General features: G+C 51.9%; 14 protein-coding genes and 1 pseudogene. 11 read left to right on the top strand and 4 right to left on the bottom strand.

Going from position 1 to position 22126, the window contains the following annotated elements:
- Nucleotide 1 precedes the first annotated feature (1 nt).
- Nucleotides 2–2113: a M56 family metallopeptidase gene (locus BN3911_RS06960; protein WP_066863232.1), complete on the top strand. Its 2112-nt coding sequence runs from the start codon at nucleotides 2–4 to the stop codon at nucleotides 2111–2113.
- Between the two features lie 167 nt (nucleotides 2114–2280).
- Here BN3911_RS06960 and BN3911_RS06955 read toward each other — a convergent pair whose 3' ends face one another.
- Nucleotides 2281–4395, bottom strand: coding sequence for a glutamine synthetase III family protein (locus tag BN3911_RS06955; protein WP_066863229.1), 2115 nt, complete (start codon nucleotides 4393–4395; stop codon nucleotides 2281–2283).
- Nucleotides 4396–4852: 457 nt separating this feature from the next.
- On the opposite strand from BN3911_RS06955, the gene BN3911_RS06945 reads away from it, so the two are divergent.
- The 7 genes and pseudogenes from BN3911_RS06945 to BN3911_RS17745 all read left to right on the top strand — a co-directional run bounded on the left by BN3911_RS06945 (nucleotide 4853) and on the right by BN3911_RS17745 (nucleotide 14833).
- On the top strand, nucleotides 4853–5923 hold the full coding sequence (locus BN3911_RS06945; protein ID WP_066863223.1) for a carbamoyl phosphate synthase small subunit: 1071 nt from the start codon (nucleotides 4853–4855) through the stop codon (nucleotides 5921–5923).
- A 19-nt stretch (nucleotides 5924–5942) separates the two neighbouring features.
- On the top strand, nucleotides 5943–10025 hold the full coding sequence (carB, locus tag BN3911_RS06940; RefSeq protein WP_074039123.1) for a carbamoyl-phosphate synthase large subunit: 4083 nt from the start codon (nucleotides 5943–5945) through the stop codon (nucleotides 10023–10025).
- A gap of 249 nt (nucleotides 10026–10274) precedes the next feature.
- Complete coding sequence (gene dapF, locus BN3911_RS06935) at nucleotides 10275–11123, top strand: diaminopimelate epimerase (RefSeq protein ID WP_066863220.1); 849 nt, start codon at nucleotides 10275–10277, stop codon at nucleotides 11121–11123.
- Nucleotides 11124–11198: 75 nt separating this feature from the next.
- Nucleotides 11199–11351, top strand: a pseudogene (locus tag BN3911_RS16805) (hypothetical protein); the annotation flags it as partial.
- 119 nt (nucleotides 11352–11470) lie between these two features.
- Nucleotides 11471–12658: an LL-diaminopimelate aminotransferase gene (locus BN3911_RS06930; protein ID WP_066863217.1), complete on the top strand. Its 1188-nt coding sequence runs from the start codon at nucleotides 11471–11473 to the stop codon at nucleotides 12656–12658.
- A gap of 99 nt (nucleotides 12659–12757) precedes the next feature.
- Nucleotides 12758–13450, top strand: coding sequence for an L-ribulose-5-phosphate 4-epimerase (gene araD / locus BN3911_RS06925; protein ID WP_066863214.1), 693 nt, complete (start codon nucleotides 12758–12760; stop codon nucleotides 13448–13450).
- Nucleotides 13451–13774: 324 nt separating this feature from the next.
- Nucleotides 13775–14833, top strand: a complete 1059-nt coding sequence (locus tag BN3911_RS17745; protein WP_082942200.1) for a GNAT family N-acetyltransferase — start codon at nucleotides 13775–13777, stop codon at nucleotides 14831–14833.
- 251 nt (nucleotides 14834–15084) lie between these two features.
- Here the strand turns inward: BN3911_RS17745 and BN3911_RS06915 are convergent, their stop codons facing one another.
- From BN3911_RS06915 to BN3911_RS06905, 3 genes are all read right to left on the bottom strand, one after another.
- A complete protein-coding gene (locus BN3911_RS06915; protein WP_066863212.1) occupies nucleotides 15085–16131 on the bottom strand; it encodes a hypothetical protein in 1047 nt (348 codons plus the stop codon).
- Between the two features lie 82 nt (nucleotides 16132–16213).
- Entirely contained in the window at nucleotides 16214–16723 is a 510-nt protein-coding gene (locus BN3911_RS06910) for a GNAT family N-acetyltransferase (RefSeq protein ID WP_066863209.1), read from the bottom strand.
- 340 nt (nucleotides 16724–17063) lie between these two features.
- Nucleotides 17064–19742: a MerR family transcriptional regulator gene (locus tag BN3911_RS06905; protein ID WP_066863206.1), complete on the bottom strand. Its 2679-nt coding sequence runs from the start codon at nucleotides 19740–19742 to the stop codon at nucleotides 17064–17066.
- Between the two features lie 357 nt (nucleotides 19743–20099).
- Here BN3911_RS06905 and BN3911_RS06895 point away from each other — a divergent pair, with 357 nt between their 5' ends.
- The 3 genes from BN3911_RS06895 to BN3911_RS06885 are packed head-to-tail and all read left to right on the top strand — an operon-like array spanning nucleotide 20100 to nucleotide 22059.
- The gene (locus BN3911_RS06895; RefSeq protein ID WP_066863200.1) at nucleotides 20100–20438 is read left to right on the top strand and encodes a PadR family transcriptional regulator; all 339 of its coding nucleotides are present in this window, start codon (nucleotides 20100–20102) and stop codon (nucleotides 20436–20438) included.
- Nucleotides 20435–21037 (top strand): DUF1700 domain-containing protein, encoded by a 603-nt coding sequence (locus BN3911_RS06890; RefSeq protein WP_066863197.1) that lies wholly within the window; start codon nucleotides 20435–20437, stop codon nucleotides 21035–21037. The genes BN3911_RS06895 and BN3911_RS06890 overlap by 4 nt, the downstream gene beginning before the upstream one ends.
- A complete protein-coding gene (locus BN3911_RS06885; protein ID WP_066863194.1) occupies nucleotides 21034–22059 on the top strand; it encodes a DUF4097 family beta strand repeat-containing protein in 1026 nt (341 codons plus the stop codon). The genes BN3911_RS06890 and BN3911_RS06885 overlap by 4 nt, the downstream gene beginning before the upstream one ends.
- Nucleotides 22060–22126: the final 67 nt, after the last annotated feature.

Genomic DNA, 22126 nt, shown 5'->3' with positions numbered 1-22126 from the left:
GATGTTGGAGTGTATCGTCACCTCGTCTGTTTTGATTATGGCGCTGCTCGTCCTGCGCCGTGTGTTCCGGGGAAAGTTAAGCGCCCGGCTCCAATATGCACTTTGGATTCTGGCGGCGCTGCGCCTGTTGCTGCCCTTTTCCCTGGTACAAAGTCCTGTCAGCGTGATGAACGCAGTGGAAAAGGCTTCTCAAGCCTACTCTGCGCCCCCGCAGGCGCAGGGAATAGAGAACACGTCCCGGAATCCTGTTGACCTTCCCGTGCAGCCTGCGGTTTCCGCCGGGAAGGCTTCTGAGAGCCCGCAGGCGGGAGAACCTGCTGTTAATCTTCAGGACGTGTTTTTTTCAGTGTGGGTGATGGGGATGGGCGTTATGGGCCTTTGCTTTGTCTGGTCCAACCTGCATTTTCGGCGGAAGCTGAGAAGGGAAAGAGGCCGGGTGGAGTGCCCCGGATATCCCCTGCCGGTGTACCGGTCTGAAGGAATTCTCTCGCCTTGCCTGGCAGGGGCTTTAAGGCCCGCCGTCTACCTGACGCCGGAAAGTATGGAGACGCCTGTCCGGCAGAGGCATATTCTGGCGCATGAATACACCCATTATCTGCAGGGAGACCTGCTGTGGGCTGTTCTGCGAGGCGTCTGCCTGAGCATTCACTGGTTTAATCCCTTGGTATGGGCCGCCGCCTTCTGCTCGAAAACCGACTGTGAGCTGGCCTGTGACGAGAGGACAGTCAGGCGTCTGGGAGAGAAAGAGCGTCTGGCCTACGGGCACACGCTGGTGGAGATGGTGAGCTGCCGGAACTTTCCCGGCATTGTGCTCAGTACGGCCACCACAATGGTTTCTGGAAAAAAGGCGATCCGGGCACGCATCCAGCGTCTGGCAAAGCGTCCCAAACGGCTTGTGCTGCCGGCTGCCGCTGTACTGCTGGCATCATTGCTGGTGTCTGGCTGTACCTTTACAGGCGCTGCGACAGCGGAGCGCTCAGCCTCTTCAGGGCCGGAAGGAGCGGTATCTCATCCTGCGGAGACGGTTTCCCGACAGGAAGCGGCCGCTTCGGCGTTTTCCCCGGGAGAGGGATCCCGCTCGGAAACCGTACAAATCAGAAGCCTGATGGGGACGTCGTTTACGTATTGCGGAGCGGGAGAACATTTGGAAGAAGCCGAGGACCGCGGTACGGTAGAGCTTTCCGGTCTGGATGTCACAACAGGCCAGGGGGATAGGGTGAGTTTTTCGAGGCTGAATGTGGGGGATTTGGTCCGGTTGGAGTTTTCGGGGGAAACCGGCTCTGAAGTGACCGGCGTCACGCTGGTGAATCCAGATCCTCATGTCCTGGAAGAGGCTTCTCTGACGGAGCAGGAGGTTCAGGAATTGATGTGGGCTCTCTATGCAAAAAATGATTTGCTGCGTCTGGAGTGGAAGCCGGAGCAGGGAGAGAGCCATACTTTTGAACTGGCAGACCAATTTTATTCAGGCAGGTATGGAAACCTATTGGCTGGGTATCGCTGGTACCGGTGTCAGGAAGACCCGGAGCCTGATTCCAAGGAGCTTTTGCTGCTCTCTTCAGGCGACGCATCCCGTTCCTTCACCTTTTACCGGGGGAGCAGATATGCGCTTTATTCGGAGAACGGGCAGCGGAGCTGGTACTCGGCCAGAAGACGGTTCTGGCAGTATCCGGACTCCATTGCAGAACTGATGTGGGAGGAGATCTCCTTTAACGAAGCGGCTCAGGAGATTACGGTTCCGGCATCTGTCACAGGTTTTGAGGAAGTTGCGCAAAGCTATACGGAGCAGGAAAAGAAACTGGCTTTACACCGGATTCCTGGAAGCCGGTATGAAGCGGAGGACTTCCAGGTTATCCGGTGCGAGGTGACCGGCACCAGGGACGGGGACGATTCCATATTTGCCTTTACCGCCCGGTATGCCGTAAAGCCTGCGGACGCGGAACGCTATCCCCAGGCCGGAAATTTTAAACCGGCGGAGAGCGGGGAGGAAGGGTATTATACCTATTCTCTTCAATATTTGATGCAGAGACTGGGGGATACCTGGCGGTGTGTAAACACCGGCACGTCTGCTTCGGGCTTGTTGGAAGACTATGAACGGAAAAACGGATTGCTGTAAAGGAATCGCCGGCATAAAGGATGAAAAAACACACCGGAAAAAGCGCGGTTTCAGGGTTTCAAGCCCTAAAACCGCGCTTTCGTTACAGTTGGACAAAGTTTTTATTCCCGTGCAGAATCGCGCAAGGAATCTTCCGCATGACTGTGGATCCTTATGGGATTTCACAGTCAAATCTGGAACATCAGGTCCTCATATCCGGGATAGGGCCAATAGGAGGAGGCGGTGTGCCATTCCATCTGGTCAACATCGGCCCTCAAGGCGTCCATAGCGGGAATTACCGCGTCCCGGTAATAGGTGGAAACCGTTAGTACATTGACGCTGACCGTTTTGGGGTCTGCCAGGACTGCTTCCAACGCCTCCAGCTTCTCATAGGCGGAGTCTGCAAGGAAGGAGAGCTTTTTGACCAGGCTGAGTTCTGTGGCGCAGGGGATATCCTGGGATACAGAGCGCTTGGAAAGGATGGCGTTGGACAGCTTTGCAATATAGGCGCTGACCGAGGGCAGAATATCCTGCCTCACCATTTCGATCATGGTGAGCGCCTCGATGTTCAAGGTTTTTGCATATTCTTCCAGAATGGTCTCATAGCGGGCTTCCATCTCTGCTTCGGTATAGATTTTATGGTTTGCGAACAACTCCACATTTTTCTGGTCCAGATACCGGGGCAGGGCGTCCACCGTGGTACGCAGATTCAGCAAACCGCGTCTTTTGGCCTCCTGCACCCATTCCTCAGAATAGCCGTCTCCGTTGAAAATGATGCGTTTGTGTTTCTGCATCACCTTTTTTACCAGTTGGAGAACGTCGGTTTTTAAATCAGCAGTCTGTTCCAGCTGGTCTGCAAAGCGGCGGAGCTCTTCGGCCATAATGGTGTTGAGCATGATGTTGGGACAGGCGATGGAGATAGCGGAACCGAGAGAACGGAATTCGAATTTATTTCCGGTAAAAGCAAAGGGGGAGGTGCGGTTCCTGTCCGTTGTATCCTTGTTGAGGTCGGGAAGCACATGGACGCCGGTCTCCAGTTTCTGGCACTCCATACTGTCGTAAGCCCTGTCGTTTTCGATGGCCTCCAGTATGCCGGTGAGCTCATCTCCCAGAAAAATGGAGATAATGGCGGGCGGCGCCTCGTGGGCGCCCAAGCGGTGGTCATTTCCAGCGGACGCTACGGAGATGCGCAGCAGATCCTGATATTCATCCACTCCCTGCACCATGGCGGCCAGGAAGAGCAGAAACTGCATGTTTTCGTTTGGGCTCTTGCCGGGATCCAGCAGGTTCTTACCTCCGTCCGTGGAGAGGGACCAGTTGTTGTGCTTGCCGCTGCCGTTGACCCCGTAAAATGGTTTTTCGTGAAGCAGGCAGACCAGCCCGTGGCGGGCGGCTACATTTTTCATGGTCTCCATGGTGAGCTGGTTGTGGTCGGTTGCGATGTTGGTGGTAGCGAAGATGGGGGCCAGTTCATGCTGCGCCGGAGCAGCCTCGTTGTGCTTTGTCTTGGCAAGGATGCCCAGCTTCCAAAGCTCCTCGTCCAATTCTTTCATAAAGGCAGAAACCCTGGGCTTGATGGCGCCGAAGTAATGGTCTTCCAGCTCTTGCCCCTTGGGCGCTTTGACGCCGAACAGGGTGCGGCCACAGAAAATAAGGTCTTTCCGCTGCTCGTAAAGCTTACGGTCGATGAGAAAGTATTCCTGTTCCGCGCCCACGGTGGGAATCACACGATTGGTCCTGTCATCTCCCAGAATCCGCAAAATCCGCAGCGCTTGAACGTTCAAATCCTCCATGGAACGGAGCAGGGGAGTCTTTTTGTCCAGCACCTCGCCGCTGTAGGAACAATAGGCGGTGGGAATATAGAGGGAGTCCCCCTTTACAAAGGCATAAGAGGTGGGGTCCCAAGCGGTGTAACCCCGGGCTTCAAAGGTGGCGCGCAGGCCGCCGGAGGGGAAGGAAGAGGCGTCAGGTTCACCCTTGATCAGCTCTTTGCCGGAAAACTGCATGATGACCCGGCCGTCTGAAGTGGGGGAGATAAAGCTGTCGTGCTTTTCCGCCGTGATCCCATTTAAAGGTTGGAACCAATGGGTATAATGGGTGGCGCCTTTCTCCACGGCCCAGTCTTTCATGGCGCTGGCTACGGCGTTGGCTACATTCAGATCCAGATCCTTGCCCTGGTCAATGGTCTTTCGCAAGGATTGATAGACGTCTTTCGGCAGCCGTTCCTGCATCACATCGTCGTTGAAGACAGAGCTCCCGAACAGCTCGGGAACACTTCTGCGTTTTTCAGAACAATTTCCCATAACCAAACCACTCTTTCCTTGTTCGTTTGCCCGTCACCGGGGTGTACGGGACGCTTCCAAAATCGGGCAAGGCGCTGAGGGAGCTACCCATCAGCGCCTTGCTGTGATGCAAATATTTTAGACCACAGCGCGGGCTTTGTCAAATGGTTTTTCATGGATTCTATTCTTTTTTTCAACGTCTCAAAATGCTTTCAGGAGGGCCTACAAGAATTTTTTTCGTCGTGTGATAAAATTTGTAGAAACAGGAGAAACGAAAATTTTTCTTGCTTGTTTGAAAGGTTTCTTGTATGATATAGTATTGATAAACAGAAATGAACGGCTGACTGTCTCCAGGCTTAACTGGCGGATGGGACGACCAGGACGGGGCGCTGAAAAGGAATTTGCAGATGTCTCCGGCCTCTTTACGGATTAACACGACGGCGCGCTTTTTGAAAAGGCGCGGGAAAGGACGGAATGTATGGGAAAAACTGCGTATCTGGTTTTAGAGAACGGAAAAACATTTCGGGGCGAGCGTTTCGGCGCCGAAGGGGAGATGACCGCCGAGGTGGTGTTCACCACCGGCATGACGGGGTATCTCGAGACATTGACCGACCGCAGCTATTATGGACAGATCGTTGTACAGACGTTCCCTCTTATCGGCAATTACGGCGTCATCCCCGCTGACTTTGAAAGCGACGTCATCGGTCCCAGCGCATATATTGTGAAACATTGGTGCCAAGCTCCTTCTAACTTCCGTTCTGAAGGCAGCCTTGACACCTTTTTTAAAGAAAGAGGCGTGATCGGCCTGGCGGAAATCGACACCCGCACGCTGACAAAAACAATTCGGGAAGCGGGTGTAATGAACGGTATCATTACGGACGACCCCGCGGGGGTTGACTTCCAGGCGCTGAAGGGCTATCGGATAGAGGGCGCGGTGAAGGCCTCCTCTACGAAGGAGCAGTACACGGTAAGGCCGGAGGGGCCGGTCACAAAGCGAATCGCACTGCTGGATTTCGGCCAGAAGGAAAATATCCTGCGGGAACTGGTGAGTAGGGGTGCGGAGGTCACGGTTTGTCCCTGCAACGCCACAGCGGAGAAGATCGGTACTCTGGACGTGGACGGCATAGTGCTCTCCAACGGTCCCGGAGATCCGGCGGAAAATGTGGAGATCATAGAGAACCTGAAGGAAATATGCAAGCTGAATATTCCCCTGTTCGGCATCTGCCTGGGACATCAGCTTCTGGCTCTGGCCCACGGCGGCAGGACGGAAAAGCTGAAATACGGCCACCGCGGCGCGAACCAGCCTGTGAAGAACAGGTTGAACGGGCGGGTGTTCATCTCCAGCCAGAACCACGGCTATGCGGTGGTGTCGGAGAGCATCGATCCGGAGAAGGGGGAGGAACTTTTTGTCAACGTGAACGACGGAACCTGCGAGGGGATGCGGTATTTCTGCTGCCCGGCGTTCTCTGTGCAGTTCCATCCGGAGGCCTGTGGAGGCCCGCTGGATACCGGTTCGCTGTTTGATGAATTTTTCGCCATGATGGGCTGATTGAATAGGAGGAAAAACTATGCCACTGAATAAGGATATCAAAAAGGTTTTGGTGATCGGTTCCGGCCCAATTGTCATCGGCCAGGCGGCGGAATTTGACTATGCGGGTACCCAGGCCTGCCGCGCCCTGCGGGACGACGGAATTGAGATCGTGCTGGTCAATTCCAACCCGGCCACTATTATGACCGACAAGGCCATGGCGGATAAGATCTATATAGAGCCCCTGACTCTGACCACGGTAAAGCGGATTATTGAGAAGGAAAGGCCGGACAGCATCCTTTCCGGCTTCGGCGGCCAGACTGGCTTGACTCTGTCCATGCAGCTTGCCAAGGAGGGCTTTTTGGACAGGATGGGTGTGCGCCTGCTGGGAGCCTCTCCCGAAACCATCGACAAGGCGGAGGATCGGCAGATCTTTAAGGATACCATGGAGAAGATCGACCAGCCCTGTATCCCCTCCAAAGTGGTAACTACACTGGAGGACGCGGAGTCTTTCGCGGCTGAAATCGGTTATCCGGTCATTATCCGCCCTGCTTTTACCCTGGGCGGTACCGGCGGCGGTATTGTATACGATCTGGAGGAATTGCGGGAGACCGCGGCTAACGGGCTGGCACTTTCCCCCATCACCCAGATTTTGGTGGAAAAATGTATCTCAGGCTGGAAAGAGATTGAATTCGAGGTCATCCGGGACAGCAGAGGCAACGCAATCACCGTGTGCTCCATGGAAAATATGGATCCTGTGGGCGTGCATACGGGAGACAGTATCGTTATCGCTCCCACAGTCACCCTTTCCGATAAGGAATTCCAGATGCTTCGTACAGCGGCTCTGGAAATCGTGGGAGAGTTGGGAGTGGAAGGCGGATGCAACGTGCAGTTTGCTCTGCATCCCACCTCCTTTGAGTATGCAGTCATCGAGGTAAATCCCCGCGTGTCCCGTTCCTCCGCCCTGGCCTCTAAAGCCACGGGCTATCCCATCGCCAAGGTGGCTGCGAAAATCGCCATCGGCTACACTCTGGACGAGATTAGGAACGCCGTCACCGGAGAGACTTACGCGGCCTTTGAGCCGGCGCTGGATTATGTGGCGGTAAAATTCCCCAAATGGCCCTTTGATAAATTTGTGTACGCCAAGCGGGACTTGGGCACCCAGATGAAAGCCACCGGCGAGGTGATGAGCCTGGCCGACACCTTTGAGATGGCTCTGATGAAAGCCGTACGCGGTGCGGAGATTTCTCTCGATACCCTGAACCTGCCCAAGTTTGCGGCGGAGACGGATGAAAACCTGTGGCACATTGCCGTCCACGCTACAGACGAACGGTTGTTCGCGGTGTACGAGCTTTTAAAGCGCGGTGTCACCGTGGAAAAGATGCACGAGGAGACCATGATCGACTGCTGGTTCCTGTCCAAGTTCCTGAATCTCCTTTCCTACGAGCGTGAGCTGGAAAAAGGCGTGCTGACGGAAGAGCTTTATACCCAGGGCAAGCAGCTGGGCTACCCGGATTCCACCATTGAGAGGCTGTCGGGCCGCAAAGTGGAATTTGTCCGCAAGCCCACCTTTAAGATGGTGGATACTTGCGCTGGCGAGTTTGCCGCCCATACCCCGTATTTTTATGCCACCTATGACACGGAAGAAGCGGGCGGTGAAGATGAGGCTCTGGAATTTATCGGGAATGACCGGGAAAAGCAGACCGTAGTGGTGCTGGGCTCCGGTCCCATTCGAATCGGCCAGGGCATCGAGTTCGACTATGCCAGCGTTCACTGCGTGCTTTCTCTGCAGGAGCTGGGATACGAGGTCGTCATCATCAATAACAACCCGGAAACGGTCTCCACGGACTTCGACACAGCAGACCGGCTGTACTTTGAGCCCTTGTCCCCCGAGGACGTGATGGATATCATCGACATCGAAAAGCCTATCGGCGTGGTGGTGGCGTTCGGCGGGCAGACCGCCATCAAGCTGACCAAGACTCTGGCGGAGAATAAGATACCGATTCTGGGATCCTCCGCCGACACCATCGATATGGCCGAGGACCGGGAGCGTTTTGACGCGCTGCTGGAACGTTCCGGCATCAAGCGTCCTAAGGGCCATACCATCATGACCACGGAAGAAGCCCTTGCCGCAGCCCGTGAACTGGGCTACCCCGTTCTCATGCGTCCTTCCTATGTGCTGGGCGGACAGAATATGATCATTGCTTACTGTGACGAGGATATCGAGGAATACATGGCCATCATCCTCACCCATAAGCAGGATAATCCGGTGCTCATCGACAAATACCTGTCCGGCATGGAAATCGAGGTTGACGCCATCTGCGACGGGGAAAACATCCTGATTCCCGGCATCATGGAACACGTGGAGCGCACGGGCATCCATTCCGGCGACAGCATCGCCGTGTACCCGGCCTCCGACATCGACGACGATATGAGCGCCAAAATTGTAGCTACCACCGAGACACTGTGCAGGGAGCTGCATGGCATCGGCCTCATCAACCTGCAGTATATCATCATGGACGGGGAAATTTACGTCATTGAGGTGAACCCCAGGGCCAGCCGTACCGTACCCTATATCAGCAAGGTGACGGGCGTGCCCATGTGCGATTTGGCTACAAAGACCAGCTTAGGCTATCAATTAAAGGATTTGGGCTACGGCACGGGACTCTACAAGCCCTCCCCCTATGTGGCGGTAAAGGTACCTGTGTTCTCCTTTGAGAAGCTGACTGACGTGGACACCCATCTGGGACCGGAAATGAAATCCACCGGAGAAGTGTTGGGGATTGGTAACAATCTGGAAGAGGCACTGTATAAGGGCCTGATCGCCTCCGGGCATAAGATGCGCAGAGGCGGAGGGGTCTTTATCACCGTACGCGACCAGGACAAGCCGGAGATCGGCGAGATTGCCAAAAAGTTTTCGAAGATGGGATTTGAGCTGTACGCCACTACCGGTACCGCAATGGTGCTTGCCAAAGTGGGTCTTTCTGTGAAGATTGTGGATAAGATTCACGAGAGCTCTGCCATGAATACGATTACCCTTCTGGAAAGCAAAAAGGTGAACTATGTCATCTCCACCTCTGCCAAGGGCCGCAACCCGGCCCGTGACAGTGTGAAGATCCGCCGTAAGGCAAGCCTTTTGGGGATCCCCTGTCTGACGGCGCTGGATACGGCCAACGCCTTGGCGGATTCCCTGATGAGCCGTTATACGCCGGAAAATACGGAAATTGTGGATATCAACAATCTCAAGGAGCGCAAGCAGAACATCACCTTCACAAAAATGTCGGCCTGCTCTAACGACTATATCTATATCAACTGCTTTGATCCTGCCAATCAGGTGTCCTCTCCCGAATTCCTGTCCATTTACCTGTCCGACCGGCACAACGGCGTGGGCGGGGACGGCGTCATCCTCATCTGCCCCTCCGAGAAGGCGGACGCGGAAATGCGCATGTTCAATTTGGACGGCAGCGAGGGTATGATGTGCGGCAACGGTATTCGCTGTGTGGCAAAATATCTGTTCGATAATGGAATTGCCAGGGGCGTAAAGACAGGGGAGGGCCGGTATACCCTACATGTTGATACCCGAAGCGGCGTCAAAGAGTGCACCGTCATCACCAAAAACGGCTTGGTTTCCAAGGTGGCCGTAGACATGGGAAAGGCGGAGTTGTCCCCTGCGAAGGTGCCGGTGCTGCTGGAAGGCGAAAGGGTGGTGGATAAGCCCGTCTCCATTGACGGCAATGTCTACCGTATCACCTGCTGTTCTATGGGCAACCCCCACTGTACGGTGTTTGTGCCCTCCGTGGATAAGCTGGATCTGGAAGACCTGGGCCCGAAGTTCGAACACGATCCTATGTTCCCAGAGCGGGTAAACGTGGGCTTTGTGGAGGTCATCGACGGGAATACCCTGAAGGCCCGCATTTGGGAGCGGGGCAGCGGCGAGACCATGGCCTGCGGCACCGGCACCTGTGCCGCTGTGGTAGCTGCCACCCTCAATGGCTTCTGTGAAAAGGGAAAAGATATCCGTGTAATTTTAAAAGGCGGCGAGCTGAAGATCAACTATACCGATGAGCGCATTTTGATGACAGGCAAGGCGGAAAAGGTCTATGACGGCGCGGTCGAAGTATAAGCGCAGGATTTTTTGAAACCATATTCGAAAAGAGGGGAAGCGTTTCTGCTGCAGTGTACATTCCTTCCCTTACTGCGGCGTTTGGAAGACCTGCAGCGGTTTTCTGCCGTCTGGACGGTTACCTTCTGGGCTGTCCCTGGACCACCTCTTTTTGAAGAGAGCGGACGCCTACTGAATAGCAAAGGACTTTCCGACAGGAAAGTCCTTTGCGAATTTTAAGCCAGATATTGAGAAGAGGAGATGCTGAGTATGTCTGGGAATAAACTCTGTTTCACAAAAATGCACGGCTGCGGAAACGATTATATTTATTTCAACTGTGTTGGGGATTCCATCGAGAATCCGGAAAAACTGGCGGTGCGGCTTTCCGACAGGCATAAAGGGATTGGAGGGGACGGAATTGTGCTGATCTGCCCTTCAGAACTGGCAGATGCTAAGATGCGCATGTTCAACATTGACGGCAGCGAGGGCAAGATGTGCGGCAATGCCATCCGCTGTGTCGCGAAGTATCTCTGGGATCGGGAAATGGTGCGCAAGGAGGAAATACACATCGAAACCCTCAGCGGAATCAAAACCTGCTGGGTGCATGCTGTGGAAGGATTGGCAGATACTGTTACCGTGGATATGGGCAGTGCGGTTTTGGCGCCTGCGAAAATCCCCGTAAACTTAGCCGGAGACGTGATCGTCCGTAGGAATACGGAGGTGGCCGGAGGGATCTATGATATCACCTGTGTCTCCATGGGAAATCCGCACTGTATCGTATTTGGAGAGGATCCAGATGGGCTGGACCTGGAGAGCCTGGGGCCTGCCTTTGAGCATGACCCGCTGTTTCCGGAACGCGTCAACACGGAATTCGTACAGGTATTGGGACCGAATACACTGAAGATGCGGGTTTGGGAGCGCGGCAGCGGAGAAACAATGGCCTGCGGCACAGGGGCCTGTGCGTCTGCCGTGGCGGCAGTGCTCTGCGGCAGCTGCAAAATGGGGGCGGATATCGTTGTGCGGCTGCGCGGCGGAGATTTGGTGGTCAACTATACAGAGGATCGTGTGCTGATGGCCGGGGAAGCGCGGGAAATATTTGAAGGAAGCGTAGAAGTCTGACAGGATCATAGACCAATTTATTTGGAAGAAAAGGGCGGTTTGTAAATTATCAAGGCAGGCAGAGAGAAACCTGGTGTGACAAAATACATTTTTGTGACAGGCGGAGTTGTTTCGGGGATCGGAAAGGGGATCACCGCGGCGTCTTTCGGAAGACTGCTCAAAGAACGAGGGCTGAAAGTGGCAGCTCAGAAACTCGATCCCTATATCAATGTGGATCCCGGTACCATGGAGTCCCTATGAAAAGAAAGGCTCCCGCAGAGGTTTCCGGACAGAAGAATGCCTGTTTATAATATGTGAAAGCCAATCAAAAAACAGGGTGGCGGCCTGCTAACAGAAAGAAGGAAAGCATGATGAAACTGAACGGCAATTTTCAAAATTTACAACAGAGCTATCTCTTTGTGACCATCTCCCAAAAGGTGGATGAGTATGGGAAAGCGCATCCCCAGAATCAGATCATCAAAATGGGAATCGGCGATGTAACACAGCCTTTGGCTCCGGCAGTAATTGAAGCCATGCACCGGGCTGCGGACGAGATGTCCTGCAAAGAGACCTTTCGGGGTTATTCTCCGGACAGCGACGGCTATCCTTTCCTGCGGGAAGCCATTGCCGGATATTATAAGGGCTTCGGTGTGGATCTGGATGCCTCCGAGGTATTCGTAGGAGACGGAGCAAAAAGCGATGTGGGCAACATTGTGGATTTGTTCGACGTGGATAACACAGTGTTGGTACCGGACCCGGTGTACCCCGTATATGTGGACACCAACCTGATTTCCGGTCGGGAGATTCTCTATCTCGACGCCAACGAGGATAATGGTTTTCTGCCCCTGCCGGAGAAAGACGTACATGCTGACATCATCTACCTGTGCTCTCCCAACAATCCCACAGGTGCGGTATATGACAGAGAGCAGCTGCAGGCCTGGGTGGATTATGCCCTGGAAAACCGGGCGGTTCTGCTGTTTGACGCGGCCTATGAGAGCTTTATCACCGGGGAAGGCCTGCCTCACAGCATCTTTGAGATTCCCGGAGCGGAGCGCTGCGCCATCGAGTTTTGTTCCTTTTCAAAAACCGCAGGATTTACCGGCATGCGCTGCGGCTATACGGTTATCAGGAAGGAGCTGCAGTTTGAGGGCGTACAGGTTTCCAAGCTCTGGGAGCGCAGGCAGGGCTGCAAGTTCAACGGCGTCAGCTATATCACCCAGCGGGCGGCGGAAGCGGTATTCAGTCCCCAGGGCCGCCGGCAGGTGATGGAAACTATCGCCTATTACCAGAACAATGCCAGGGTGATGGCAAAAGCGTTGGAGGAGATGGGAATCTGGTTTACCGGCGGCGCCAACTCTCCTTATCTCTGGATGAAGTGCCCGGATGGTATGGACTCCTGGGAGTATTTCGACTATTTGCTGAACGAGGCGGAGATTGTGGGGACGCCTGGAGCCGGATTCGGAAAAAACGGCGAGGGTTATTTCCGCCTGACTGCGTTCGGCGACGCCCAGAAGACCGTAGAGGCCATGGAACGTATGAAAAAACTGAAGAAATAAGGGCTTTACCAGAATGTCTGCAGGTGTTAGAATACACATGCAGACATTTTTTTCGGTTCGTTTCCTGAAAAAAGAACGAATTTGTGGAGGTAGCATATCATGTTGGAACAGTTGAAAGAGGAAGTTTATCGTGCGAATATGCTTCTGCCGGAGCATAAACTGGTAACGTTTACTTGGGGCAATGTCAGCGGAATTGACCGGGAGAGCGGCATCATGGCCATTAAACCCAGCGGAGTGGAGTATGATAAGCTCACTCCCGAGGATATGGTGCTGGTGGATATCAGGACAGGCGAAAAGGCAGAGGGAAAATGGAATCCCTCCTCCGACACGGCCACGCACTGTGAACTGTACCGTTCCTTCCCGAATATCGGCGGCGTGGTGCACACTCACAGCAGGTGGGCTACGGTGTTCAGCCAGTCCGGCAGAGGTGTGCCCGCGTTGGGCACCACCCACGGCGACTATTTCTATGGGGAGATTCCCTGTACCAGAAAAATGACACCGGAGGAGATCGCCGGAGAGTATGAGCTGGAGACGGGGAAGGTGATTGTGGAAACCTTTTCCGATAAAAAACCGGACGATACCCCAGCTGTGCTGGTGCATAGCCACGGTCCTTTCACCTGGGGAACGGACGCACACAATGCCGTACATAACGCTGTGGTTTTGGAAGAGCTCTGCTTTATGGCCTGGCACAATCTGATGCTGGATCCCTCTTTGCCGGCCATGCAGCAGGAGCTTCTGGACAAGCATTATCTCCGGAAGCACGGCGCCAACGCCTATTATGGCCAGCGGTGATTTGAGATTCAAATCACCGCCCAAAGAAGCGCAGACGAAGTAAAACCTGCTAGCAGGTGAATACTGTGGCATTGCGGAGTGGAAAGGCTGTTGTATCAGGTCCGAAGGCAGAAAAATAGTTTTGGAGCATTTTTTATAAAAAGGTGCGGGCAACGTGGAGCGGGCTGCCTGTAAGAGGGAGCTCGAAGCCGGAATAAAAGTTTTTGGCGCATTTTTTATCAAAAAGGTGTAGGCAACGTGGAGTGGACTGCCTGTAAGAGGGAGTCCGAAGCCGGAATAAAAGTTTTTGGCGCACCTTTTTTCAAAAAGGTGCGGGGAGAAAAGATGGAAATTTATTATCAGGATAAAAATTTGATCATCCGTCCCTTGCAGGAAGAGGACTGCGGCGTCTTTGCAGAAGGATTTGCGGCACAGGGCTGGAATAAACCGCTGTGCCAATTTCAGAAATACCTGGAGGAACAGAAAGCCGGAAGCCGGAAGGTAGTTGCTGCCCAGTGGCAGGGAGAAGCGGCTGGCTATGCCACGTTGCTGCCCGGGGCCGAGGCAGGTCCCTTTGTGGGGAAAGGCTGGCCCGAGATTACAGATTTCAATGTGCTGCGGAAATTCCAGCGAAGGGGCATCGGAAATAGGATCCTGGATACGGCGGAACAGCTGGCTGCGCGGACGAGCGGACAGGTAGTGCTGGGAGTCGGTCTGCACAGCGGCTATGGATCCGCCCAGCGTCTCTATGTAAAACGAGGTTATGTTCCCGATGGCTCCGGTGTGTGGTACGAGGATGGTCCTCTCGGTCAGTATGAGTCTTGCAATAACGATGATAACCTGGTGCTCTACCTCTCCAAAAAGCTGCAGAAAAGAGAGCTGCGGCAGTTGAAGGAGGAGGAACTGGCACCACAGCTCTTTGCCTATTTCGACCGCTTTCAGCCGGTAGAACGGTGTTGGCGGAAAATCGATGGTAACTGGATAATCAAGGATGTTCCCTTTACAGAGCGCTGGGGAGAGGCGGAATATCTGGAATTGACAGAATGCCTCATGCGCACGGTGAAAACCGGAGGTTTTGTCTGGGGAGTATTCCTAGATGGAAAGCTGAAAGGCTTTACTTCAGTGGAAGCTGACTTGCTGGGGGGAAAATGCCGGTACGCAGACCTTTCCTGTATTCATGTATCGGCAGACTGCAGAGGAGAAGGGCTGGGCAGGCTGCTGTTTTTAAAGGCGGCGGAGAGCGCAGTGGAATTGGGTGCAGAAAAGCTTTATATTTCAGCCCATTCCTCTGTGGAAAGCCAGGCCTTTTATCGCAGCATGGGATGTGCGGAGGCGGAAGAATACAATGCTCGCCATGTGGAGTTGGAACCCTGCGACTGCCAGCTGGAGTATTTACTGGGATAGAAAAAAAGCGTAGAAGGCTGCAAAAGGCGAAAACGGAGAGCGGGCCGCGAAAGAAGTTTTGCAGCCCGCTTTAACCGCTTTTGGCAATCACTCAGTTTAAGTGCGATAAGCAGGAAGTACCGCCATTTGCTTCTTTGGCGGTGCCCTTAATAATGCGGTCGTATTGGGAACCCCTCCGATAAATCGACAAGGTTGTCCCGCCTGAACAGGGGCCAATCGTTTACGTTGCTTTCTTCCTTCTTCTATCGGCTTTATGACTGAGTCGAACTTTCCTGTATTGTCTGTACAATTTCGTCGGCGCAAGCGGCGAACTCCCGGATTTTCGCTGCAATCGCACTCCGCCGGGAAATATCCTGCAAGGCTTCTAAGGTTATGTTAAACCCACCGCCGATGGCTTCTAAGCTGTCGGCGTCTTTTTTCCACATATTCTGCATTTTGTGGTATAGACGATAAAGCTCTCCGATAAAGCCGAAATCGGGATTGAGTTTTTCCGCTCGATCCAAAAATTCATAACAGCAGCTGCTGTTTGTGGCTAGGACGCAAACATAATTTTGGTACATAAACCAGGGGTCAAATTCCTCCGGTTTCATATGGTCATACCTGCCGCTTTCAATTTCGTCTGCCCACCCACGAAATGCCGACGCACCGAAACAATAATTTTTTGTTTTGCTCATCAGCAAGTTCGGAAGACTCAGGATCGCATCCCGGTATATTTGCTTTAAATTCTTTTGTTCTTTTTTCTCGCCTACAAAAACGAAGCCCCGGCTTCTTCCGCATTCATCATCGATATTTTCGCAAAAGACCTCTTCCGTGGAAACACGTTCCGGTTCGGTCATATTGTCTGTCATAAATAAAAGCGTTTTTCCGTCTTCTTCATAGCCCACGAAAACAATCCATTTTGGATGGCCCATTATGCGTAGATTACTGATTACAGGAATACCCTTGTCAATATAGGAGAGAAGCAGCTGCAAATACTTTTCCTTGTCGGCTTTTAACTGCTCCTCCTGCACAAAGGCCGAAGCATAACCGCACTTACTGAAGATCTCTTCCACAAAAGCAGCCCGACCTTCGCTGAGCACGTAATCGGTTACCCCATCTCCGCGGAAAATATTGTATGAAAAAATTTGAGCGAATACATCGCCTGTCAGTCCCGCAAAAAACTCGTAGTCGTAATCCTTTTCACCCAGAGCGTTCATCACATAACGCCCACAGCCGTTGAACCAGTAGTTCTCACCCTGCTCGTTTGTGATGAATTTATGGATCTTCGGGATCTTGTTATTACTTTGCTTAGTCGTCATGGCCGTTTATCCTCCGGTTTCTTTGTTTTATCAGCAGTACGCGTTTATCAGCCAGACGGTTCAGGCGTTATTCATTTCTATCTTAATTCATGCGTTCATATATACTTGCCAAGAAAGTTATGGGATTTCCCTGGGAGTCGTTAGCAAAGCTGGTTTCCAGGGATTGCACCTTTGTAAACCCCAACTTATTAAGAAGCGCTACAGAAGGTTTATTACAATCGGCCGTTCCCGATGTAAATTTTTTGATACCGCATTCTTTTATGAAATAATCCATGAAAGCACAGCTTGCCTCGTAGGCATACCCTTTGTTTTGGTAAGCTGAATGAATCGTAAATCCAAGATCACGTATGGTTTCATCCTCTGTACGGCTTGCAACAACAAAACCGATTACCTTGCTCTTTTCGATGAGTTCGACGGCATGCCATGCATCGTCATTGATGAGACATACCAAGATATCCCCGAAATTATCAACCGGCCACGGTATGTCATAGGGCGCATATTTTGACGACATTTTATCGCGAATCAAAAGTTCGAAATCTTCAAGATCGCTTTCGTGAAATCGACGTATCCTGAGCCTCTCGGTTTTCAGCATAATGCGCCTCCTCAAAATTCCTTTTTCAGGCCATATTCCGGCACTGGCAGCATTTTGGCAAAGTCTCCGGCCTGGCGCTGTGGGTGATAACGGCGGTCTCCTCCATTGTCTGATTCTTTGGGGAACCTAGAAACAAATCGCGTCAGGCGGCCCGGCGCCCATCCTGCGGACAGCAATTGGCCGGTTCTGTGCCAAAGACTCCTGGAATATCTTTGGTATTCTGATATGGCAATTATTTTACCGGCTTTTTCTGGAACGACCTCAAAGCCCCTGGGCACGCTGGACGCCGGATGGATTCAGCGTTATCTTGAGCGTTTATGAGGAATATGCTGCTCCATGCCTAATTCCTACTTTTCATGTGCTGGGCTATAATTTCAGCGACCTGCGCCATGCAATCCCCTGCCTCCCACAGCCTGGCGGCAATTTTTGCACGTTGAGCGGTGTTCTGCAAATTGGTAAGGGTTACGTTAAAGCCGCCGCCCAAGGCTTCCAGATCGTCGCTTCCTTCTTCCAGGTTTCCGCCGCTGCTTCCGTTCCAAATGGCGGCGGTGCGTTGGTAAAGTTTGCGTATATCCTCGAGAAAGGTCATGTCGGGGTTTAATTCCAGCGCTCTTGCCAGAACGATATCAGCACAGCTTCCGTTGGTGGCCATATTGCAAATATTGCTTACATGAAAGCTCCAGCCGTCTTCGAATTCCTCCGGCGTTACCCGCTCCATTCTTCCTTCTTCAATACCCCGGGCCCAGGCATAGAAGGCCTCCGGTCCAAAGCAACAGGCCTCTGTCTTCACAGAAAAAAGGTATGGAATGTTGAAAATCATGTTTCGATAGGCTTCCTTCACATCAATATTCCCGGTTTTTTCTCCCAAAAACAGCCAGCCCTTGGCGGCGTAAGCTCCCTCACTGGCGCCGATAATGCAGTCAATGGATATTCTCTCCGGCTCTACTTGGTCTCCTGTCATAAAAAGCAGAGTTTTACCGTACTCCTCATAACCTACGTAAACGCCCCAGGGCGGTCCGCCGTAAGTCAAGGCCATAACAGGCATTCCTTTATCAATATAAGCAATCAAGGTTTGGAGGTACATTTCCCTGTTTGCGGCGAGCTGTTTTGCTGTAATGAAGCTGGAAGAATACCCACATTTTTCGAATATCTTTTCAAAATACTCTTGATCTCCACTGTTAAACATGCAGGGCGTTACAGATTCACCCATGTACTCATTGTAGGAATAAACCTGAGCCAGCACGTCGCCGGTAAGTCCGGCAAAGAACCAATACCCAAAATCAGGTTCGTCCTTGAATTCTCCGGCAGCTTCCATCAGGTATCTGGCGCAGCCGTTAAACCAATAGTTTTCGCCGTATTCGCTGGTGATCAGCTTATGGATGTTTGGAATGCTGTTATTGCTTTGTTTTTTACGCATGGTCAGCGCACCTTCTTCAATTTTGTTTTTGGGAACCTGAGTCAGCTGGGAAATCTGAATGAGCCTGTAATACTTTTTCACAGAGCCGTTGGAGCCGATGATAATGGGCTGTGCTTTCTGCAGGGTCAGGTCGGCCGACATATAGGGGAAATTCACGCCGCAGTAACGGACCTCGCCGTTGAGTATAACGGCAAAATGCTTGAGTCCCACAATCCAGGTAAGACGGTTGTATTCTCCGGGGTTGATGCGTCCCCTTCCTGGGAAGTTATAATAGTCGCCAAAAACCGGCTGGTGAAAGGAAACCGCCTCCTGGGAAAGCCGTTCGTCCGGATTGTTCTCCATATTAACGCCAAAGACACGGTTTAAATCCTTACCGTGATGAAAACGAATGCTGCCCTCGTTTCTCCCATGCCCCCAGCCGCCGCTTTCTTCCCCGACTCTGAATTCAATATCCACTCGAAAGGGGATTTTTACCGAAATATTTGTGGAAAGCACCCGTGTGGATATCCATGAAATGTATTCGGCCTCGCCCTCCTCTGTCAAGCGGTAATGGGGCCCATTCATCGGAGTAAGTTTTGAAAGCTCCGCTGTTTTTATCCACACAGCCGGGTTTGAGCGTTCCAGTTCTTCAAGGGTTATGGCGTTCATTTCCTCGGGCTTTCCAAAATACTCAGGAGGGGCCAACCGCTTTTTTACCGGTAGTAGAAGGGAAAAAAGCTCGCGCCGTTCGTCGGGGGACAATAACCTTTCCAGCATTGCTTCCTGGCGCAGGCGACCTTCGTGGGTGTAATCCACTTCATAGGACTGGCTGTCGTCAAAATAGGAGATCAAAGCCTGAAAGCATTCAGCCAAATCTTCCTCCAGATAAACATTTACCGCTGCAAATAATCCTCCTTCAAATAGGTAATCCACATAGGGGCTGTCATTGACGAAGCCTTCGTCAATCCGGAGGATTCTAACATCTCCCGCATCGCTTTGAAATTCAAACTGACTGTGTCCTCCCGGTTCATTTATGAAAATCTCATGAGCCTGCACGAAAGACCAAAAGCCTGAAACATCGGAGAAGCCGGGAGCTTCCTTAAGGCAGGAGGAAAGCACCCGCATAGGGGAGAGATATATAACGGCAGGTTCCAGGGGCCGTGCAAGCCGCCTGCTGATCTCTGAAAGCTTTTCAAAGCCTGTGGGTTTTTGTTCCTCTCTCAGTTTCAGCTGCCTGTCCATTTCCTCATACAATAGAGGTAAGGCGGAAATTTTTCGGATGCCCCGGTCGATCATCTTCTGCAAAAAGTTATAGATAATGTTCTTTAACTCTGAGAGGGCCGTAACCTCCCCATCAATTTCATTCATTTTTTCCACAAATACATCCACAAGAGCCGTTGTGTCCGGATTGTTAAAAATCTTTACGATATCTTTGATGGGAATTTGCATCTTTCGAAGCACAAGGATCTGTGTGAGCCGTTCCACTGCTTTTTCATCAAAATAGCGGTATTTTTCCTGTGGGGGACGGATGCTTTCAATCAGCCCGATTTCCTCATAATATCGAAGCGTTCGGGAGGATAAACCTAGCTGGCTTGTCAAGTCGTTAATTCTGATTAAGTCCATAAGATCCTCCTTTGAGCCTTTCTTGGCCTCATTATATCGCTTGACCTAACGTCAATGTCAATAGAAAATCGCCAAATTGCATGGATTGATTCAGCTTTCATTCAACAGCATGGTTTTCGCGGGTTGGGCCCCTTTTTTCTTTCTGGTTGGTCTTGTTTTATTCTGCCGTAAACTTCTGCGCCTGAGGACAGTTAGTGATATCTTCCTTTTTGCCTGTTTTTCTGTAGCCTTTTCTTCTGTTGGGAAAAGGAAAGTGGAAAGAAAGAATTTTGAAAGAAATACTTGTTGACACATTATACTATGTGATGTATAGTATAATACATAAACGGGCAATACGTGAAGAAAGGAGAGCGGAGAATGGATGCACAGCTGAAAAAGGGGCTTATTGAAATCTGCGTGTTGGTGGTGCTCAAACAACAGGATTCCTATGGGTACCAAATTATCAAAGATATCTCAGACTACGCGGAACTTTCCGAATCAACGTTGTATCCCATTTTGAAAAGGCTGGAAGCCGGAGAATTCGTAACGACTTATTCGATCGAACACAACAGCCGTCTGCGAAAGTACTATCATATCACGGACAAGGGAAAGCTGCGGATTGAGGAATTTCTGGTGGAATGGCAGGATGTACAGAAAGTGTATGAATTTATTGCAGGTTCAGTCAGTAAGGAAAAGGATGGAGGTATAGGGGTATGAATAAACAGCAATTTCTCAACGCGCTGGCGGAAGCGCTGAAAAAGCTTCCCCGGGAAGAACGTTACCGGACGCTGTCTTACTATGATGAATTGATTGATGACCGCATTGAGGACGGGCAGAACGAATATGCGGTGGTGGAAAGTCTGGGAAGTCCGGAAGCAATCGCCGGGGACATTTTTGGAAGTGAAGAGGCTGAAAAAACAAAGAAAGAATACGGCAAGGGCGCGAAGATATGGATTATCGTACTGCTGATTTTGGGTTTCCCCCTGTGGGGCAGTCTGCTTCTTGTGGCAGTACTACTGGTTTTGGTGGCCTATATCCTTCTGTATCTTCCCATCGTCATTTTGGGAGCTCTGGCGTTGGGCTTTTTGGGAGCCTCTGTGTTGGGAATTGTAGGAACGCCGTTTTTGATTGCTGAAATTGGAATTCAGAATAGTGCGGGCGGTATTTTTCAATGCGGTTCCAGTATCGCGCTGTTGGGCTTGAGCATTCTGTGCACGGTGGCGCTGGTATATACCACAAAGGGAATTGTGCGGGCGAGTAAGGCCATTTGGCGTGGCTGTACGGCCGGCTTTCGGAAAAGGAGGATTGCGGGATGAAACAGGGGAAAAAGTATTACCTCAAATGGATGACCGTAATCGGCGGCGTATTGTGCGGCGCAGGCCTGCTGGTGGCCGGTGCGGCATTTGCAGCGATGGGTTTCAGATTTGATTCCTATGTCTATTCCTCCGTACCGGAAGAGAAAGTGGAGAGCTTTACCTTCACTGGGGATGAGATTGAATCTGTGGAGATCGATGTGGATTTTTGTGATATCCGTGTGGAAAAATATGACGGCAGGGTACCCGAACTGACCATCGCTTCCAATTTGCTCGGCTACCAGGTGGAGAAGGGAAAGCTCACCGTCACAGAGCAGGAGGAATACCGCACAGGCGGGTGGAAATGGTATCGGCTGGTCAACATCGGTAACAGCGGTTCCAAGGAGGCGGTACTGAAGCTCCCGGAAGGTTTCTCCGGTTCGTTAGATTTGAAAAGCGACTTTGGAGCCATCCGAGTACAGGATCTGAAAGGTTTGAAAGAACTTAACCTGCAGGGGGATAACGGAAATATCAGGCTTTCCGGGCTGAAGGTACAAAAAGATTTGAACGTCCAGGCAAACTTTGGCGCTGTGCGCGTGGAAAACTGTGAAATTGGCGGTGACTTGACGGTACGTGATGACAACGGCGATGTGACATTGGAAGGGTCCTCCTTCCGCAGGGGGGATATCACCATGGCATTTGGCCAGTTAAACGCGGGAACCCGCAATTCCGGTATTGACTGTCAAAGCCTTTCCGTGCAGGTGGACAACGGAACGATTTTTCTGAAAGAAGTGAATGCGCCGGAAGGTCTGAAAGCTGTTTCGAAATTTGGTGATATCCGTCTGGATAAAGCCGGATCGCAAAAGTTTGAGCTGGAAAGCTCCAATGGCAGTATTACGGGATCCATCCGTGGCAGGGAGGAAGAGTATCAGATTCTGGTGGAAAAGGAATTCGGCGACAGCAATCTCCAATCCAAACTGGAGGGGAAATACCTGTTGGATATCAGCACAAACTTTGGTGATATTGATATTCGGTTTGAACCGTAAAAGATTAAAATACGTGATAGAACGAGGCCGGAAAGCGAAATTTTCGCTTTCCGGCCTCGTTTCTACA

It is taken from the genome of Neglectibacter timonensis, assembly GCF_900048895.1.
Classification (GTDB): domain Bacteria; phylum Bacillota; class Clostridia; order Oscillospirales; family Acutalibacteraceae; genus Acutalibacter; species Acutalibacter timonensis.
Note: the sequence above shows the minus strand (reverse complement) of the source record. Positions and strands in the feature narration are given on the sequence as shown.

What these genes read in the sequence shown, in the direction of transcription:
- BN3911_RS06960 (WP_066863232.1), top strand. Translation starts at nt 2, where the DNA reads ATGTTGGAGTGTATCGTCACCTCGTCTGTTTTGATTATGGCGCTGCTC.
- BN3911_RS06955 (WP_066863229.1), bottom strand. Translation starts at nt 4,395, where the DNA reads ATGGGAAATTGTTCTGAAAAACGCAGAAGTGTTCCCGAGCTGTTCGGG.
- BN3911_RS06945 (WP_066863223.1), top strand. Translation starts at nt 4,853, where the DNA reads ATGGGAAAAACTGCGTATCTGGTTTTAGAGAACGGAAAAACATTTCGG.
- carB (WP_074039123.1), top strand. Translation starts at nt 5,943, where the DNA reads ATGCCACTGAATAAGGATATCAAAAAGGTTTTGGTGATCGGTTCCGGC.
- dapF (WP_066863220.1), top strand. Translation starts at nt 10,275, where the DNA reads ATGTCTGGGAATAAACTCTGTTTCACAAAAATGCACGGCTGCGGAAAC.
- BN3911_RS06930 (WP_066863217.1), top strand. Translation starts at nt 11,471, where the DNA reads ATGATGAAACTGAACGGCAATTTTCAAAATTTACAACAGAGCTATCTC.
- araD (WP_066863214.1), top strand. Translation starts at nt 12,758, where the DNA reads ATGTTGGAACAGTTGAAAGAGGAAGTTTATCGTGCGAATATGCTTCTG.
- BN3911_RS17745 (WP_082942200.1), top strand. Translation starts at nt 13,775, where the DNA reads ATGGAAATTTATTATCAGGATAAAAATTTGATCATCCGTCCCTTGCAG.
- BN3911_RS06915 (WP_066863212.1), bottom strand. Translation starts at nt 16,131, where the DNA reads ATGACGACTAAGCAAAGTAATAACAAGATCCCGAAGATCCATAAATTC.
- BN3911_RS06910 (WP_066863209.1), bottom strand. Translation starts at nt 16,723, where the DNA reads ATGCTGAAAACCGAGAGGCTCAGGATACGTCGATTTCACGAAAGCGAT.
- BN3911_RS06905 (WP_066863206.1), bottom strand. Translation starts at nt 19,742, where the DNA reads ATGGACTTAATCAGAATTAACGACTTGACAAGCCAGCTAGGTTTATCC.
- BN3911_RS06895 (WP_066863200.1), top strand. Translation starts at nt 20,100, where the DNA reads ATGGATGCACAGCTGAAAAAGGGGCTTATTGAAATCTGCGTGTTGGTG.
- BN3911_RS06890 (WP_066863197.1), top strand. Translation starts at nt 20,435, where the DNA reads ATGAATAAACAGCAATTTCTCAACGCGCTGGCGGAAGCGCTGAAAAAG.
- BN3911_RS06885 (WP_066863194.1), top strand. Translation starts at nt 21,034, where the DNA reads ATGAAACAGGGGAAAAAGTATTACCTCAAATGGATGACCGTAATCGGC.